At 64.2% G+C, this 15,275-nt stretch carries 15 protein-coding genes; 9 read left to right on the forward strand and 6 right to left on the reverse strand.

All coding sequences use genetic code 11. The features are described 5' to 3' along the window. Position 1 precedes the first annotated feature (1 nt). The 3 genes from ACV095_RS20230 (at position 2) to ACV095_RS20240 (ending at position 2,820) form a co-directional block, all read left to right on the forward strand. A complete protein-coding gene (locus ACV095_RS20230; protein WP_478222594.1) occupies positions 2–910 on the forward strand; it encodes a TniB family NTP-binding protein in 909 nt (302 codons plus the stop codon). Beyond that, entirely contained in the window at positions 907–2,109 is a 1,203-nt protein-coding gene (locus ACV095_RS20235) for a TniQ family protein (protein ID WP_478222595.1), read from the forward strand. The genes ACV095_RS20230 and ACV095_RS20235 overlap by 4 nt, the downstream gene beginning before the upstream one ends. 99 nt (positions 2,110–2,208) lie before the next feature. Beyond that, positions 2,209–2,820: a recombinase family protein gene (locus ACV095_RS20240; RefSeq protein ID WP_076705917.1), complete on the forward strand. Its 612-nt coding sequence runs from the start codon at positions 2,209–2,211 to the stop codon at positions 2,818–2,820. A gap of 157 nt (positions 2,821–2,977) precedes the next feature. Here ACV095_RS20240 and ACV095_RS20245 read toward each other — a convergent pair whose 3' ends face one another. Together ACV095_RS20245 and ACV095_RS20250 are read right to left on the reverse strand one after the other, a co-directional pair. Next, positions 2,978–3,634 carry a flavin reductase family protein gene (locus tag ACV095_RS20245; protein ID WP_478222596.1) on the reverse strand — a complete coding sequence of 219 codons (657 nt, stop codon included), beginning with the start codon at positions 3,632–3,634 and terminating at the stop codon, positions 2,978–2,980. A 29-nt stretch (positions 3,635–3,663) separates the two neighbouring features. Beyond that, positions 3,664–5,085: a purine-cytosine permease family protein gene (locus ACV095_RS20250; protein ID WP_478222597.1), complete on the reverse strand. Its 1,422-nt coding sequence runs from the start codon at positions 5,083–5,085 to the stop codon at positions 3,664–3,666. Positions 5,086–5,268: 183 nt separating this feature from the next. Between ACV095_RS20250 and ACV095_RS20255 the strand changes: the two genes are divergently transcribed. Further along, entirely contained in the window at positions 5,269–5,943 is a 675-nt protein-coding gene (locus ACV095_RS20255; protein WP_478222598.1) for a GntR family transcriptional regulator, read from the forward strand. Here ACV095_RS20255 and ACV095_RS20260 read toward each other — a convergent pair. The 4 genes from ACV095_RS20260 to ACV095_RS20275 all read right to left on the reverse strand — a co-directional run bounded on the left by ACV095_RS20260 (position 5,886) and on the right by ACV095_RS20275 (position 9,295). After that, positions 5,886–6,233 carry a hypothetical protein gene (locus tag ACV095_RS20260; protein ID WP_478222599.1) on the reverse strand — a complete coding sequence of 116 codons (348 nt, stop codon included), beginning with the start codon at positions 6,231–6,233 and terminating at the stop codon, positions 5,886–5,888. The genes ACV095_RS20255 and ACV095_RS20260 overlap by 58 nt on opposite strands. 91 nt (positions 6,234–6,324) lie before the next feature. Beyond that, on the reverse strand, positions 6,325–6,957 hold the full coding sequence (locus tag ACV095_RS20265) for a LutC/YkgG family protein (RefSeq protein ID WP_478222600.1): 633 nt from the start codon (positions 6,955–6,957) through the stop codon (positions 6,325–6,327). Continuing rightward, positions 6,954–8,495: a LutB/LldF family L-lactate oxidation iron-sulfur protein gene (locus ACV095_RS20270; protein ID WP_478222601.1), complete on the reverse strand. Its 1,542-nt coding sequence runs from the start codon at positions 8,493–8,495 to the stop codon at positions 6,954–6,956. Before ACV095_RS20270 ends, ACV095_RS20265 begins: the two co-directional genes overlap by 4 nt. Continuing rightward, positions 8,492–9,295 (reverse strand): (Fe-S)-binding protein, encoded by an 804-nt coding sequence (locus ACV095_RS20275; RefSeq protein WP_237429437.1) that lies wholly within the window; start codon positions 9,293–9,295, stop codon positions 8,492–8,494. Before ACV095_RS20275 ends, ACV095_RS20270 begins: the two co-directional genes overlap by 4 nt. Before the next feature lie 186 nt (positions 9,296–9,481). Between ACV095_RS20275 and ACV095_RS20280 the strand changes: the two genes are divergently transcribed. The 5 genes from ACV095_RS20280 to ACV095_RS20300 all read left to right on the forward strand — a co-directional run bounded on the left by ACV095_RS20280 (position 9,482) and on the right by ACV095_RS20300 (position 15,132). Beyond that, a complete protein-coding gene (locus ACV095_RS20280) occupies positions 9,482–11,224 on the forward strand; it encodes an L-lactate permease (protein ID WP_478222602.1) in 1,743 nt (580 codons plus the stop codon). Positions 11,225–11,297: 73 nt separating this feature from the next. Further along, positions 11,298–12,047, forward strand: a complete 750-nt coding sequence (locus ACV095_RS20285) for a FadR/GntR family transcriptional regulator (RefSeq protein WP_478223486.1) — start codon at positions 11,298–11,300, stop codon at positions 12,045–12,047. 380 nt (positions 12,048–12,427) lie between these two features. Then, complete coding sequence (locus tag ACV095_RS20290) at positions 12,428–13,480, forward strand: D-2-hydroxyacid dehydrogenase (protein ID WP_478222603.1); 1,053 nt, start codon at positions 12,428–12,430, stop codon at positions 13,478–13,480. A gap of 17 nt (positions 13,481–13,497) precedes the next feature. Next, a complete protein-coding gene (locus ACV095_RS20295; RefSeq protein WP_018770350.1) occupies positions 13,498–14,235 on the forward strand; it encodes a fumarylacetoacetate hydrolase family protein in 738 nt (245 codons plus the stop codon). A gap of 99 nt (positions 14,236–14,334) precedes the next feature. After that, positions 14,335–15,132 carry an IclR family transcriptional regulator gene (locus tag ACV095_RS20300; protein ID WP_018770351.1) on the forward strand — a complete coding sequence of 266 codons (798 nt, stop codon included), beginning with the start codon at positions 14,335–14,337 and terminating at the stop codon, positions 15,130–15,132. Positions 15,133–15,275: the final 143 nt, after the last annotated feature.

Here is a 15,275-nt window from a genome sequence, read left to right on the forward strand (position 1 = left end):
CATGCCTGAGTACGAGGCACCGGAGTTGTCCCACCTGCACCCGAGTGTGCGGGCCGCGGCACGGTTGCCTGCGAACGAGCGGGTTGAATTGATCCGAGCCGACCGGTGGATCGGCTACCCGCGCGCGGTGGAAGCGGTGGCCCGCCTGGAGTCCCTGCTGTCGTGGCCGGACAAACAGCGCATGCCGAACCTGTTGCTGATCGGGCCGACGAACAACGGCAAGTCGATGATCGTGGAAAAGTTCCGCCGGGGACACCCGCCCGCGGCCGAGCCGGAGCGGGAGCTCATCCCGGTGTTGTGCGTGCAGATGCCGTCGGAGCCTTCCGTGCTGCGCTTCTACATCGCGCTCCTGGCCGCGCTTGGGGCACCGCTTCAACCACGACGGCGCCTGGCTGACGTGGAGCAGATCGCGCTGAAACTGCTGCGCGTGACAGGAGTGCGCATGCTCGTCATCGACGAGCTGCACAATATCCTCGCCGGGCAAGGCAACAGCCGCCGGGAGTTCCTCAACCTCCTGCGATTCCTGGGCAACGAGCTGCGCATCCCGATCGTCGGCGTCGGAACCCGGGAGGCATATCTTGCCGTTCGTTCCGATGATCAGCTGGAGAACCGGTTTGAACCCATCGTCCTTCCCTTATGGAACACCGGTGCGGACACCCTGTCGTTATTGGCCAGCTTCGCGGCCGCCCTACCCCTGCAGCGCCCCTCGGACATCGCTACCGCCGATATGGCGCAGTACTTACTCGCCCGAAGCGAGGGAACCATTGGCGAACTCGCCCGGCTCCTGACGACCGCGGCGATCGCCGCCGTGGAAAGCGGTGAAGAGCGCATCAATCGGCGCACCCTGGTCATGGCCGATTACGCAGGACCCACAGAACGGCGCCGCTTGTTCGAACGCGAACTGATGTGAGACCGCCGGAGCGCTGGCCCCTTCATCCGGCACCTGCAGCAACGGAATCTTTGTCCTCCTGGCTGCGGCGGACGGCGAGCAGCTATGGCATGTACTCCCACCAACTGCTCGAACACGCACTCGGTCACCGGGAACTCAGCGACGCAGAGCTGGATCTGGACCCGCCACGGCACCTGCTCGACGAGCTCGCCAAGCGCACGGGCCTCGACCAGCACCGCGTACAGGCCATGACCATGGCCGGCTGGGTGCCATGGCTCTTCGACTCCCTCACCCCTGCACCCGATACCTACGAAACCTATGTGCACCAGCTCTCCGTGCTCCTGCCACCGGCGCGACGCCAAATCTACACACCGCGGAAGTGGCAGCCATGGCTCGCGGAAACCCGGGTGCTGCGGGGATGCCGCGAATGCCTGGAGTCCGGCCCGACGATACTGCTCTTCTGGCAATTACCGCTCATGGCCAGCTGCCCGGGACACCGACACCGGCTCGAGACCTATGAAGGACACCCTGCGGACTACATCAAGTGGACAACCTCCGCCGAGGACCAGCGGGAACTCCCGGAATCATTGACCCTGATGGACCGGCGCACCTGGCAGGCAATAACAACAGGATCCGTGGACCTACCCCGGCGCTCGGTTCACGCCGGAGTCTGGTTCCGGTTGCTCAGGACCCTGCTGGATGAACTCAGCGCGCCCCAGGGAAGATACGGCCGGCAACTGGAGGACGTGCGCCGGGTCTGGGACCACTGCGGCCACCCGTTCCGAGCCGGCCTGCACTCATGGCAACCCTTCGAGACCCTCCACTGGACCAGGCAGCAGCAACTGCTCGAAGCCGCTGCCGCCGCGATGGAAATGATCGAGGACGGCTCACTGACCGCCATGGGTACCTCCGCGCACCTTCTGCGTCCCGAACCGAAGGCACCGATCAGCAGCGGAACCCCGCCCGGACCACCGACAGCCCGCGCAGGAGCGCAGAAACAGCCGACACTGGACGAGCTCTGGAACACAGTGACGACTACCTTGGACGCATGCATCACGGCAGCCAAAACGGATCCCGTGGTCGCGAAGCACCTCTTCGACTTCGCACACTACGGGTGCCGCGGTGAGGAAGCCGTGCGCGGTCTCAAAGACGCCTTCGCCGAGCTTCAGATCCCTCTCGACTCTCTGTCACAAACAGAAGGAAAGAGTCCCCTTGTCTGACATAGAATAAGTAACTGGATAAGTGACAGGTCCCGATTTAGAACCGGGTTGAGATCCCCTTGTCACCTAAACGAACGTATAAATGACAAGGAAGCGGCAATGCTGGTTGGGTACATGCGGGTCTCGAAGGCGGACGGCTCCCAGACCACTGACCTGCAGCGCGACGCGCTCCTGGCCGCCAGCATCGGGGCGGACTCCCTTTACGAAGACAGGGCCTCCGGGAAGAAGGACGACCGGCCCCAGCTGGCCGCCTGCCTCAAGGCCCTGCGGCACGGGGACACCCTGGTCGTCTGGAAACTGGACCGGCTCGGACGAGACCTGCGGCACTTGGTCAACATCGTCCACGACCTTACTGAACGCGGCATCGGACTTAAGGTCCTCACCGGTCAGGGTGCCGCCATCGATACCACCACGGCCTCCGGGAAGCTGGTCTTCGGGATCTTCGCCGCACTGGCCGAGTTCGAACGCGAACTGATCTCTGAACGCACCCTCGCGGGTCTCGCCGCCGCCCGCGCCCGAGGCCGGAACGGCGGACGCCCGTACAAGATGACCCCCGCCAAGCTCCGGCTCGCCCTGGCGTCCATGGGCAAGCCCGGCACCAAAGTCAGCGAACTCTGTACCGAACTCGGAATTACCCGCCAGACGCTGTACCGGCACGTATCGCCCAACGGAGAGTTACGACCCGACGGTGAGAAACTACTTTCCCGATAGCCGCGGACGACCTTGGCACGTAGTTGTGGAACGAAATTAACCGAACCGGGTTCGGGCGGTCCCACGGGTTCTCCAGGCCGGCGCCGGAACCCGGTACCTCGGAAGTGAGACTTCAGCGGTACCGGGCACGCCGCGCGAAAATAGCTGTGCCGTGGAACTATGCGGGTTGTCCTGCGAGGCCCGCCATTTCGTCGGCGTCGGAGCTGGGGACTTTCATCTCGAAGGTGTCGGTGACGACGGTGTAGTCGTAGTAGCCCATGCGCGCGATCGGTTTGGCCTTGGCGATGTCGATCCGTCCGTCCGGGGTAAGGCAGTTTTCGTCCAGGTGGATGCGTTCCACGGCGGCGTAGACGACGTCGATGGACCCGACGGTGGAGTTGCCGGGGATCCGGTGGGAGGACAGGTACCGGCATTCAAAGTGGAAGGGGCTTTCGGCGACCATGGGTGTGTCGGAGAGATCGGCCTTCTTTTTCGTGACGTTGAGTCGGTCGAATTCGCTGTCGCCCGGCGGGAGTGCCATTGCACTGATGTTGACGGCTTCGCGGAGGTCCCAGGTGGCCATGTTCCAGACGAACCAGCCGGTTTCTTCGGCGTTGATGACGGTGTCTTTGCGCCGCCCGTCGGGGTATTGGTTGGCGGCGAACATCACCATGGGCGGGTCGAAGGTCAGGTTTTGCCATTGGCTGTAGGGCGCGATGTTCTCCACGCCGTCTTTGCTGACGCTGGAGAGCCAGCCGATGGGCCGGGGGACCGTGAGGCTCTTGAAGGGGGCGAACGGCAGGGGGCTCTTCTCGAAGCCGGGATCATATTTCATGGGGGTACTCCTGTGTAGGCGTTAGCGGGTCAGATGGACGGGCGGGTCACGGCGGCAGCCTCTGGCTGTTCGTCCACGGCGGGGCGGGTGGAGTACGGCGGTGCTTTGCGGGCCGGAGCGAACAGGTAATACAGGCCGCCGGAGACGGCCAGGCCGATGAGCCATGCGATTTCGGCTCCTCCCAGCCATTCCGCGACGGGCCCGACGTAGAGGGGGCTGTTCATGAACGGGATCTGGATGAGGATTCCGGCGGCGTACGCGGCGATGGCGGTCCAGCTGATGCGCCCGTATTCGCCGTCCGGTTCGAAGAGTGCGGCGACGTTGTACTTTTCTTTGCGGACGAAGTAGAAGTCGACGAGGTTGATCGCGGACCACGGAGTCATGAAGTAGAGCAGGAAGAGCAGGAAATTGGTGAAGGCTCCGAGGAAGTTGTCGCTTGCGGCCAGGGCGATGCTCAGGGCTGCTGCGGAGATCAGGACGATGTAACCGGTCCTGGCTTTGCCGGTGATGATCTCGCGCCGGGTGATGGCGGTGACGATGGTGGCCAGGGACATGAACCCGCCGTAGGTGCTCAGGGTGTTGCCGGTGAGTTTTCCGCAGATCACGGCCAGCAGGACCAGCCACGCGAACCCGGCTCCAAGGTTGGCGAGGTATCCGACCTGGTTGGTGTTGAAGCTGTGGCCGCCGATCGCTGCGCCCAGGGCGCCCAGGATCATGGCGAGTGAGCCTCCGATCACGCTGCCGGCGAAGGTCCACCCCATGGTCGCGCGCTGGGATGTGTTCTTGGGCAGGTAGCGGGAGTAGTCCGCAATGTAGGGGCCAAAAGTGAGCTGCCACGATGCCGCCAAGGAAATTCCCAGGACGAACGGGCCGATAGCGAGGTCAGTCTGTTGGATCAGAGCAGCGGCATCGGGGGCGGTGAGGATGCGAATGAAGAGCACGACGAACACGGCGGCGCTCAGCGCTGTGGCGATCTTGGAGAATTTGTGGATATAGCGGTAGCCGAAGATGGCCAGGGTCGTGGAGAGCAGCGCGAAGATCGTGGCGCCGGCCTGGACCGGCACATGGAGAAGGTCACCGATGGCCTGGCCCCCCAGGACGAGCCCGGTGGCGTAGAACCCCAGATAGATAATCAGGGAGAGTACGAGCGGGAGGATGGCGCCGTAGTAGCCGAACTGCGCCCGGCTCTGAATCATCTGCGGCACTCCCAGCTTGGGTCCCTGGGCGGAGTGAAGGGCGGTAACGAACCCGCCCAAGATGTTTCCAATAATGACGGCCGGGATGGCCCACAGGGCCGAGTTTCCCAGGATGACAAACAGCGCGCCGGTCACCACCGCAGTGATGGATGTGTTGGCGGCGAACCAGACAAAGAAGAGGCTTCGAGCCACACCGTGGCGCTCGGTTTCCGGTATGTAGTCGATGGCGCGGTGCTCAATACGCGAGGATTTCATGGCTTCCTTCGTAGAAGAGGTGCAATGCAGCCTAAGGCCGGTACGGTCACCATTGACCGACATGCAACCGATATACCGGTAACATATGCTTTAGGATGTCCCTAAGTCAATGGGCTTTCCATTGCCCGGTGAATCGGGAGACGCGGTAGCCGGGGCGGCCCGGCCGGGGGGAGGAGTGGCCAGGTGGCGGAAAAAGGTAAGGCCGACGGCGCTTATGACGAGATCGAGCGGATGATCATCTTCCAGGAAATCACACCGGGGTCTTTGGTCTCCGAGTCGATGCTCACAGCCTCAACCGGGTTCGGCCGCACCCCGGTTCGTGAGGCCCTGCAGCGGCTCGCCCGGGAGGGCATGGTCCAGATCCACCCCAGCAAGGGGGTCCTCGTCCCGGCCGCTTCGGTCGAGACTCAGCTGCGTCTCCTTGAGCTGCGCCGGGTTCTGGAGGCCTTGGCAGTGGAGCTTGCCTGCGGCCGGGCAGCTGGAGAGCACCGAAGGGAAATGGCTGCCATGGTGGACCGGCTCAAACACGAGGAATTCACCTTGGGCACCTACCTGGAGACGGTGAAGGAGACCCATCATCTGATTGTCGATGCCGCAGCCAATGAATACCTCGCGGATGCACTGGCCCCCGCGCAGGCTCTTTCCCGGCGCTTCTGGATCGCCCACATGCGGGACGAGGCAGACCAGATCTCACGGGGATCGACGCTTCACGGAAGAATTCTGGAAGCGATTCTCGCCAAAGATGATTCAGCGGCCAGGGCTGCCTCCCTGGCCCTGAACGACTACCTGGTGGACTTTGCCTACGCGGTCCTCGGCCATCTGCGGCCGCCGCGGAACAAGGATTCATCCGCAGCCTGACGGTTGAGGTGCATCCCGCGAACCTGATCTCCTTCTCCGCGCTGGAGTGCGGACAATGTCATGCGGTACGCGCGTTTACCCTCGAGTTGCCGCGGCTCGACCCACACCTCGTGGCCTTCGGCAGCTTCGATCAGCACCCGGCCGGCGAGCCCGTCGGCGGCGATCCAGAGGGCCGACGAGTCAGGCATGACGTCCTCGACGAGTCCTTCGCGAAGGACGGTGCCGTTCTTCCGGACCTGCACGAGGGCACCGCGGAGGTGCTCCCAGGCGTCATGGCGGTAGGAGGTCATGAGGGTGCCTTTCGTTCAGCGGTGAGGGTGCGGGATGCGCGGCGGTGCTTGCGGGCACGGCCAGGGTGATGCCCGGACTTGACTGCCGGATTTAGCGGGCGATGATGACGTCGAGCTTGCGGGGCCCGTGGACTCCCTCGACACGTTCGAGTTCAATGTCGCTGGTGGCACTCGGCCCGCTGATCATGGTCAGCGGCCGGGTGCCGTCAATCCGGCGCAGCGCCTCCGGCAGGATCCCGGCAATGTCGGCGACTTTCACGACGCAGATGTGGTGGTCAGGGACGAGGGTGATTGCCCGGCGGCCCTGGTTGGGACTGCCGTCCAGGATGATGGTCCCTGTCTCGGCGACAGCGACAGCACTGCCGGTCACGACCGCGTCGATACCATCGAGCTCGAGGACGCTCAGCGGAGCCGCGGCCGAATCGGTGTGGCGACGGTTGTCGTGGTCGAGTTTGAGGTCGCTGAGCCAGCCGGCGTCCAGCCCCGCAGGCAGGACGTAGCTGCGCGCTGCCGCGAGCAGTTCAGCAATCCGTGCGGGCACCTCTTCGGCGTCCACGACGGAGACCTGGGCTTTGTAATCGATCAGGCGGTCCACCAGCAGGTGGATCAGGGCATCCTCGTCCAGATCGGATGAGGACCGGTACCCGCGGGGAACTTCCGGTACCTTGGGGCTGTCTTTCAGGGCGGTGCGGATCCGTTCAAGGATCTCATCGCGTGCGCTCATGTCTGGTCTTCCTGGTGCTCTGAGGGCTGGTTATCTGACGCCGCGGGGGCAGCGCCGGTGGCCGGGGGCCGGTGTTCCTTCTTCCACCAGTCGCGGAAAGACTGCGACGGCGGCGCGGGGATATCCCTGCTTTGGGTCCAGCCGGCGGCGATGCCCGGCAGTTTCGTGATCTTCTTGTCCGGGCCCGCGGCCAGACGTCCCAGGGGCAGCCCCTTCTCGATCAATCCCAGTCGTTTGCCCGACGACAGGGCCCAGGACGCGGCGTTCATCCCAACGTCCATTTGGCTGGGGATTTTCTTCTTCCCGCGTTTGCTGTCCACGTCCACGCTGCGCAGGTGCACCAGGATGTCCGGGATATTGATCTTCACCGGGCAGGCGTCGTAGCAGGCACCGCACAGCGAGGACGCGTACGGCAGCGAACTGTTCTCCTCGGCCTGAATGCCGGTCATCAGCGGCGAAAGGATCGCCCCGATCGGACCGGGGTAGGTCGATCCGTAGGCGTGGCCGCCGGTCCGTTCATAGACCGGGCAGACGTTCATGCAGGCGCTGCAACGGATGCAGTGCAGAGCCGAGCGGCCCATTTCGTCGGCCAGGGCGGCGCTGCGTCCGTTATCAAGCAACACCAGGTGCACGTTCTGGGGCCCGTCGCCGGCGGTGACACCGGTCCACAACGAGGTATAAGGGTTCATCCGTTCCCCAGTGGAGGAGCGGGGCAGCAGCTGCATAAAGACTTCAAGGTCCTGCCAGGTCGGCAGGAGCTTTTCGACGCCCATGACGGTGATTAGTGTCTCCGGCAGGGTCAGGCACATGCGGCCGTTGCCCTCGGATTCGACGACGGCCAGGGTGCCCGAGTCAGCAAGGGCGAAGTTGGCCCCGGAGACCGCGACTTTGGCAGTGAGGAATTTACGGCGCAGGTGTGCCCGGGCTGCCGCGGCGAGGCGGGCCGGTTCGTCGGTCAGCTCCCGGTCGACGCCCTCCATTTCGCGCAGGAAGATGTCCCTGACCTGGGTCCGGTTCTTATGGATCGCCGGGACGAGGATGTGGCTGGGCTTGTCGTGGTCCAGCTGGACGATCAGCTCGGCCAGATCGGTTTCGTAGGCCGCGATGCCCTGCTCTTCAAGGTATTCGTTGAGGCCGATTTCCTGGGTGGCCATGGATTTGATCTTGACCGCTTCGGTTTCCCCGGTTTCCCGGATCAGACCGGCGACGATCCCGTTGGCCTCATCGGCGTCGCGGGCCCAGTGGATCACGCCGCCTCGGGCGGTGAAGTTTTTCTCGAACTGTTCGAGGAGTTCGGGAAGGCGGGCCATCACGGATTCCTTGATTGCGGATCCGGCGTCGCGCAGTTGTTCCCAGTCCGGCAGTTCGGAGACCACTTGGATGCGTTTGTCTCGGATGGTGTGGGTGGCGTGGCCGAGGTTGGCCCGGAGCTGGGTGTTGGCGAGTTCGCGGTGCGCGGCCTGGGGGAAGGATTCGGAGGCGTGCAGGTTGCCCGTGCCATGAACGGGGAGTGAGGGCATGCCCAGGTAGGTGCTCATCGTGTGGCCTTTCCGGTGGTGACGCGGACTTCGCCGGTGACAGAGGCCGGTTCTTCCAGGGTGCTGGCGAGGATTTCGGCCAGGTGCAGGGTGGTGACGTCGCTGCCCTGGCGGGAGAGGCCGCCGCCGATGTGCATGAGGCAGGAGGCGTCCCCTCCGGCGCACAGGCTTGCCCCTGTTGCCGCGATATTCGCCGTCTTGTCCTCGAGCATGGCGGAGGAGACGTCGGCGTTCTTCATCGAGAACGTGCCGCCGAAGCCACAGCATTGGTCAGCTTCCGGAAGTTCGGCCATGTCGATCCCTGCGACACTGCCCAGCAACCGCGCCTGCCGGTCCCCGAGCCGGAGCAGGCGCATGCCATGGCAGCTCGGGTGGTAGGTGACGCGGTGCGGGAAGTAGGAACCGAGCTGCGCGCCAGCATCGGTCACGCCGAGCACGTCCACCAGCAATTCGGAGAGCTCGTAAGTTTTGGCGCCGACTGCGGTTGCACGTGTTTCCAGATCCTTGTCGCCGCACGAGCGGGCGACCATAGGGTGCTGGTGCTTCACGGAGGCGACGCAGGAACCGGACGGGGCAACCGCGACGTCGTAGTCCTCGGTATCAAAGGCGGCGACGTGGTTGGCGATCACGGGAACCGCCTCTTTGAGGTAGCCGCTGTTGACGTGCATCTGCCCGCAGCAGGCCTGGCCGGACGGGAACACAACTTCGTGTCCCAGCCGTTCCAGGATTTTCACGGTAGCCCGCGCTGTGGCGGGGTACATCGCATCCACGATGCACGTAGCGAACAAAGCGATTCGCATGGCAGCCTTTCGGGCTAAGGGGTTGTGGTCTGACCATAGTAGATCACGTGACCGACGCCACTGGCAACCGGCGGCTCCAAGTGAAGCTGCTCACACTTTCAGAAAAATCTACGCTACACTCTGATGGTCCGACCACAAAGGTCTGACCATACCCCCCTGCCGTCCCCCTCAATGTGGAGGAACTCCGTGGATCAGTTCACACCCAGCACCGACCCGGTGCTCAACAGCGTCATGTGGTCGGCCATCGTCGCCCTGCTGCCGCTGCTGACGTTCTTCATCCTGCTTGCCGTCGTCAAAACCCGCGCCCATGTCGCCGGTGCCTTTGCGCTGCTGGCTGCCCTCCTGGTCGGAATATTCGCGTTCCAGATGCCGGCCGGGCTGGCGCTGCTCTCCGCTACCCAGGGCGGGGTTTTCGGCGCCTTCCCTGTCTTGTGGATCGTCATCATGGCCGTCTGGCTCTATCAGGTCACGGTCCTCAGCGGACGCTTTGAGGACCTCCGCCGCGTCTTCGATGTAATCGGCAAAGGCGACGTGCGCCTCCAGGCGGTCCTGATTGCCTTCTGCTTCGGCGGGCTGCTCGAAGCCCTCGCCGGTTTCGGTGCGCCGGTGGCTATCACGGCCACCATGCTGCTGGCGCTCGGACTGCCGCCGCTGCGCGCTGCCGCCGCGGTGCTGGTTGCCAACACGGCACCTGTTGCCTTTGGCGCCATGGCCATCCCGATCACCACCGCGGCCGGCCTCACCGGACTGCATGCCACGGACATTGCCTCCGTCGTTGGACGTCAGGCTCCGCTACTGGCCACCATCGTGCCGCTGATCCTGCTCTTCATCCTCGATGGCCGCAAGGGCCTGAAAGACTGCTGGCCCGCAGCGCTGGTGGTTGGCTTTTCATTCGCCACGGCACAGTTCCTGTGCTCCAACTTCTTCTCCTACGAACTCACCGATATCGTCGCCTCCCTCGTAGGCCTCGGCGCGGCCGTGCTGTTCTTCCGCGTCTGGACGCCCAAGGGAAGCGTCGCAGCACGCGAGCGTCTCGGAGCAGCCTTTGATGCAGCCTCGAAGAACACAGCCTCCACCACCGCCGGCGGCGGCTCCCGGCGGGCTACGGCTGTCGCCGTCAGCGAGGCCGCTGCAGACCGGTTGACCCCGACCCGGACGTGGCTCGCCCTGTTCCCGTACTTCCTCGTGATCGTCGTCTTCGGCATCGCCAAGCTATGGAAACTCGGTGCGGACGTGCCCGCATTCCTCGCCTCGACCGACGTCAGAATCCCCTGGCCGATCCTGCACGACGCTCTGGTCAATGCCGAAGGCAAACCCGTCTCCTCCACCATCTACTCCTTCCAATGGCTCTCCACCCCTGGAACCCTGCTGCTAATCACCGGCCTGATCGTCGCCTTCGTGTACTCGAAGTACAACGACGGCGGCCGCTACCCCATCACGGTGGCTAACGCGGTGAAGGAGATCGGCCGCACCATCTACAGGATGCGCTGGGCCGGACTGACCATCATCACCGTCCTCGCACTCGCCTACGTGATGAACTTCTCCGGGCAGACAGTATCCATCGGCACCTGGCTCGCCGGCACTGGCACCTTCTTCGCGTTCCTCTCACCCGTCCTGGGCTGGATTGGCACCGCCGTCACGGGCTCCGACACGTCCGCCAACGCGCTCTTCGCCAAACTCCAGCAGACAGCCGGCCTGAAAGCAGGCATCGACCCGAACCTCCTCGTCGCCGGAAACACCTCCGGCGGCGTCGTCGGGAAACTGATTAGCCCGCAAAACCTGGCCATCGCCGCGTCTGCGGTCAACCTTGAAGGAAAGGAATCGGTGATCCTGCGTAAAGTAGTCGGATGGAGCGTAGCGCTGTTGCTGGTGCTCTGCACCCTCTCCTACCTCCAGTCCACCCACCTCCTCGGCTGGATGCTGCCCTAGCCTCCCGCCTGGTCAGTACGGCGTGTGCGGGCCGACCTGCCCGCACACGCCCCGCCCTAAGGAACCGCCCGTGATAACCGCCGAAGCAGGAGCAACACCCCGCCGTCGCACCCATGACGCGCTCCTGAAGGACATCGAAGCGGACCTCCGCTCTGGCAAGATCAAAGTGGGCGACCGCCTCCCGGGCGAACGAACACTCGCCGAAAACTACGGCATCTCCCGGGCCTCCGTACGCGAAGCCATCCGCGTCCTGGACGCCATGGGAATACTCCGCAGCTCCGTCGGATCCGGACCCACCTCAGGAGCCATCGTCGTCTCCGACCCCTCGGTCGGCCTGTCCTCGGCCCTGCGGCTCCACGTGGCCAGCAGCACGCTTCCGGTCGCAGACATCGTAGAGACCCGCATCCTGCTCGAAACATGGACAGCCCGGGCCGGCGCGAATCGTACAGGAGGCGACGAGGACCTGGAACAGGCATCCCAGATCCTGCACGCCATGGACGATCCAGACATCGACCGGGCCGCGTTCCACGAACTCGACGCCCGCTTCCACGTGGCGCTGAGCTCGCTCGCCGGGAACGCTGTGGTCGCCACCATGATGGAATCCCTGTCCGGATCCATCGTCGGCTACGTCAAAGGCGCGATGGACGCCATGGAAACGTGGCCGGACGTCATCGCCACGCTACGGACCCAACACCACCACATCTTCGACGCCGTCCAAGCACACGACGGAGAACTCGCAGCCCGCCTCCTGCAAGAACACATCGAATGGTTCCACCAGAAGGCACAGGAAGCGACCGCACCCCGGACGACTCGGAGGCCCTGATCCTCCCGGCGTTCTGACATGACGCGGGGGCAGGGCTGCCACAAAGCGCCCGCCGTCATCCCGCGTTTGACCTGTACAGTTCCAACCCAACCGACTCCGGGTGCAGACGACTTCTGACATTCTGTGCAGACGACTTCTGAAACTGACATACCTGACGTCAGCCAGGCGTATGAGCTACGTCAGGTTGAAGTCCGAAACCGGTTTTCCTGACGTGCTAATTCAATCTCTATAGATCCCAACCTGACACGCAGCCAAGGTTTGTCCCAGCCGGGAACCACTTAGTTCGGTGCCCAACTGCCAGGGCGCCTGTGGTGGCTCGCAAGCTTCACAGAAGCCCTACAAAGTTCAACCTGCCGAACGTCATCCATTATAATGAACAGATGACTTCCCGTACGACCGTAGCCATCGCCGTCCCGCTCGAAGCAGAGCTTGTGGACCAGATCCGCGCCGTTGATCCCTCGATTACCGTCCTTTACGAGCCCGACCTCCTGCCCCCGGAACGCTATCCAGCCGACCACGCCGGCGATCCCGCGTTCAAACGCACCGATGAGCAGGAGGAGCGCTACTGGGCCATGCTCAACCGGGCCGAAGTGCTCTACGGCTTCCCCAACGAAAGCCCGGCCGGGCTTGCCCGCATCGCCCGCGACAATCCCGGACTGCAATGGATCCATGCCATGGCGGCGGGAGCGGGCGGAGCGGTGAAGGCGTCCGGCCTCAGCCAGGACGTCCTGCAGAAATTCAGGATCACCACCTCCGCCGGAGTGCACGCCCTGCCCCTCGCGGAGTTCGCTGCGATGGGAATCCTGAACGGCTTCAAGCGGACTTCCGAACTTACCCAGGACCAGGCGGCGAAGGCCTGGCCCACCCTTCGCGTCCCCACCCGGCTCGTCAACGGCTCCAACCTCGTGGTCAGCGGCCTGGGGGAAATCGGATTGGAAACGGCCCGGATCGCCCGCGCGCTGGGCATGAAGGTCAGCGGCACCAAACGGTCCGTAGAGCCCATCGACGGGATCGATCAGGTTGTGGACAACGCCGGCCTTCCTGCCCTCCTGGCCACGGCAGACGCCGTCGTCAACACCCTGCCCGGCACTGCCTACACGGAGAAGCTGTTCAACCGCCAACTGTTCGCCGCCATGAAGCCCGGCATGACGTTCGTTAACGTAGGCCGCGGCACCGTGGTGGACGAGGACGCCCTGCTGGAGGCACTGGACAACGGCCAGGTGGGCTACGCCTGCCTGGATGTTTTCGCCGTGGAGCCGCTGCCGCAGGACAGCCCGCTATGGAACCATCCCCGGGTCATGGTTTCGCCCCACACCTCGGCCCTCAGCGCAGCCGAGAACCGACTCATCACCGAGCGCTTCTGCAGCAACCTGCGCACCTTCCTCGACGGCGGGGATCTCCCCCACCTCGTGGACACGGTCCACTTCTACTAGGACGGGGCGGAGAACCGGTGCGCATCGCAAGACTAGATACAGCAGCTGGTCCGCAGTACGCCGTTGAGAGCGACAGCGGCTGGGACCACATCGTCGACCCGTTTGAGGAAAGCCTCCGCTACACCGGCGGTGCCACCACCCACAACGAGGCAATATTCCTCGCCCCGGTGAGGCCCGCCGTCGTCCTGGGCATTGGCCATAACCGCACTTTGAATGACCATCCCCTGCCCATCCAGGCGTGGCACAAGTCCGTCCACACCATCGCCGGGCCGGGCGATGCCATCACCGCGGTCCGTGGACAAGGCACGGTCAATGCCGAGGGTGAACTCGCCGTCGTGATGGGCAGGACCGCCGCCAACCTGACCGCGGAAAACGCCCTGGAGCACGTCTTCGGCTACACCTGCGTCAACGACGTCACCAACGTGGACCAAAACGCGGTGGACGAGCGGAACTTCCAGGGCAAGGCCGGCGTCAACTACACACCCCTGGGCCCTTGGATAGAAACCGGACTCCCGGATCCCGAAAGGGTGGCCATCGACGTCTACGTCAATGGGGCGGCAAAGGCCACTTCCGGGACCTTCAACCTCCCCTCCTCGGTGGTGGACTGCCTCATCTATGTCACTTCATGGCTGACCTTGGAACCCGGCGACGTGGTGATGACCGGAGCGCCCGCCACAGTGGTTCCCGTCGAGCCCGGGGACCGTGTGGACATCACGGTGGAGGGCATCGGAACCCTGAGCAACCGCGTGGCCTGAGCCGGGCCGGCGTCAGCGGGCGTCGCAGGACGTTAAGATGGATAACGTTCAGAGGACTGAACAACAGCGAAGCCCGCCCCGGCAAACCCAAGGAGAATCATGGCCGATTCCCCCATTCCTGCGTCATCCGAAAAATCGGGAACCGCCTCTCCGGCGCCCGCAGTCACCCGCGCCGCGGCCGTCCTGGATGCCCTGGCCGCCTCGGCAACCGGGCGGCTGACGCTCAGCGATCTCTCGCGCGAAGTGGGAATTCCCAAGTCATCCACCTCCAATCTCCTGCTGGCCCTGGAGGAGGCGCGCCTGATCAGCAGGCAGGGCTCGGAGTTCACCCTTGGCCGCAAGCTGGTGGAACTGGGTGCCGCCTACCTGGGCCGCATGGACGAAGTCCAGGAGTTTTACCGTTACTGCGAACAGGCCTCCGTCCTTTCCCGCGAGACGGTCCGGATCGCCATGCTGGACGGAACAAACGTCATTTACCTTGCCCGGTACGAGGGCCACCCGGCCGTGCGGCTCACCTCCAATATCGGCGACAAGATGCCCGTATCCCTCTGCGCAGTGGGGAAGGCGCTGATCGCCCGGCTGAATGTGCACGACATCGAGGAGATGTTCCCCGATGACGCAGAACTGCCCGTCCTCACGCCAAAGTCCTTGCGGACAGGGGCGGAGCTGAAGGCGCAGCTGCGGGAAATCCGCGAGCAGGGCTTTGCCTTCGAGGACGAAGAATCCACCACCGGCGTGGTCTGCCTGGCCGTTGCCGTTCCCACGCGGGGCGCGCACGGTCCCAGCCTGGGCCTGTCCGTCACGGCCCTCAAAGCCACCTACACGCCGGAACAGGGCTCCCAGATAGTCAAGGAACTGCAGGAACTGGCCCACTCGCTGGGCAACCCGATGGGCTGACCGCCAAGCGGCGGCCTTCTCCGACATATAACAGCCAGAGACTATTGCCAGCTGTTCAACTTGCTGTATCGTGTTCAGCATAGTGATCGACGCAATGGGCGTTGTCGCTATCCCACCAGGCCAACGGGGGCCTGGAGTGTGTT

The organism is Arthrobacter sp. JDC6, from assembly GCF_056484025.1.

Bases quoted from the DNA above. Each gene is read 5' to 3' on its own strand.
- ACV095_RS20265 (WP_478222600.1), bottom strand. From the start codon at position 6,957: ATGAGCGCACGCGATGAGATCCTTGAACGGATCCGCACCGCCCTGAAA.
- ACV095_RS20300 (WP_018770351.1), top strand. From the start codon at position 14,335: ATGGCCGATTCCCCCATTCCTGCGTCATCCGAAAAATCGGGAACCGCC.
- ACV095_RS20240 (WP_076705917.1), top strand. From the start codon at position 2,209: ATGCTGGTTGGGTACATGCGGGTCTCGAAGGCGGACGGCTCCCAGACC.
- ACV095_RS20260 (WP_478222599.1), bottom strand. From the start codon at position 6,233: ATGACCTCCTACCGCCATGACGCCTGGGAGCACCTCCGCGGTGCCCTC.
- ACV095_RS20275 (WP_237429437.1), bottom strand. From the start codon at position 9,295: ATGCGAATCGCTTTGTTCGCTACGTGCATCGTGGATGCGATGTACCCC.
- ACV095_RS20290 (WP_478222603.1), top strand. From the start codon at position 12,428: ATGACTTCCCGTACGACCGTAGCCATCGCCGTCCCGCTCGAAGCAGAG.
- ACV095_RS20250 (WP_478222597.1), bottom strand. From the start codon at position 5,085: ATGAAATCCTCGCGTATTGAGCACCGCGCCATCGACTACATACCGGAA.
- ACV095_RS20230 (WP_478222594.1), top strand. From the start codon at position 2: ATGCCTGAGTACGAGGCACCGGAGTTGTCCCACCTGCACCCGAGTGTG.
- ACV095_RS20270 (WP_478222601.1), bottom strand. From the start codon at position 8,495: ATGAGCACCTACCTGGGCATGCCCTCACTCCCCGTTCATGGCACGGGC.
- ACV095_RS20245 (WP_478222596.1), bottom strand. From the start codon at position 3,634: ATGAAATATGATCCCGGCTTCGAGAAGAGCCCCCTGCCGTTCGCCCCC.